The sequence below is a fragment of the Nocardiopsis halophila DSM 44494 genome, from assembly GCF_000341245.1.
GTDB classification, from domain to species: Bacteria; Actinomycetota; Actinomycetes; order Streptosporangiales; family Streptosporangiaceae; genus Nocardiopsis_A; species Nocardiopsis_A halophila.
On sequence record NZ_ANAD01000214.1, the window covers coordinates 1 to 1,294 of the forward strand.

Genomic DNA, 1,294 nt, shown 5'->3' on the forward strand with positions numbered 1-1,294 from the left:
CTCCTGCGAGCCGAGCAGCTCGCGCTGCCAGACCGCGTAGTCGGTGTACTGGACGGGGAGCGGGGACCAGCCGGGCCCGTCGCCGCGGACACGGGCGCGGTAGGCGGTGTCCAGGTCGCGCAGGAAGGGCGCCTGGGACCACTCGTCCACGGCGGCGTGGTGGAACACGGCCAGCAGCAGGTGCTCGTCGTCGCCGGTGCGCATGAGGGTGAACCGGGCGGGCAGGTCGGCGGCGAGGTCGAAGGGCTCGCGGGCGGCCCGGTCGGCGCGCGCGGCGGCGTCCTCGGCGGGCCCGTCGTCGATGCGCAGGACCTGGGCCGGGAGCTCCTCGGCGGGCAGGACGCGCTGCACCGGCTCCGAGGCGCCGGGGGCGGCGGCCAGGCGGGTGCGCAGGACGGCGTGGCGGGCCAGCACGTCGCGCAGGGCGTCGTTCAGGGCGTCAGCCCGCAAGGCGCCCCGGATGCGCAGGGACCAGGGGACGTTGTAGGCGTCCGACCCGGGCGCCATGCCGTCGAGCAGCCAGAGGCGCAGCTGCTCGGCCGACACGGGCGCCTCGGAGGGGGCACCGCCGGAGCGCGCGGTGAGCGCGGTGAGCGCCGGGCGGGCCGGCTCTCCCGCCTTGCCCTGCGCCTCGATGAGCGCGGCCAGGCGAGCGGGGGTCGGGGCGTCGAAGACGTCGCGCACGGAGACGTCGGCGCCCAGCGCGGCGCGCACCCGGTTGGCGGCGCGCGCGGCGGACAGCGAGTGCCCGCCGAGGGCGAAGAAGTCGTCGTGCACGCCGACCGAGGGCAGGCCCAGGATGTCGGCGGCCACGGCGCACAGGCCGCGTTCGAGGCCGGTTCGGGGCTCGCGGTCGCCGGCGGTGGAGCCGACCGCGGGGGCGGGCAGGGCCTTGCGGTCGATCTTGCGGTTCTCGGTCAGCGGGAACGCGTCGAGCACGGTGAACACCGAGGGGACCATGTAGTCCGGCAGGCGCTCGGCCAGAGCGGCGCGCATCGCGGAGGCCTCCGGGGCCGCTCCGGACTCGGCCACGACGTAGGCGGCGAGGTAGGCCTGGCCGGGAACGTCCTCGCGCGCGGCCACCACCCCCTGGGCGACGCCGGGCAGGGCGCTCAGCTCCGCCTCGACCTCGCCGGGCTCGATCCGGAACCCGCGCACCTTGACCTGGTGGTCGGCCCGGCCCAGGAAGTCGAGGGTGCCGTCGTTGCGCCACCTGGCCAGGTCGCCGGTGCGGTACATGCGCTCTCCGGGCGCGCCGAAGGGGCAGGCGNACGAACCGCTCGGCGGTCAGATC

1 protein-coding gene is annotated in these 1,294 nt (G+C 77.1%); it reads right to left on the bottom strand.

The features are described from left to right. On the bottom strand, window positions 1-1,239 hold a 1,239-nt coding region (locus D450_RS31155; RefSeq protein ID WP_152520906.1), incomplete at its 3' end, for a condensation domain-containing protein. Window positions 1,240-1,294: the final 55 nt, after the last annotated feature.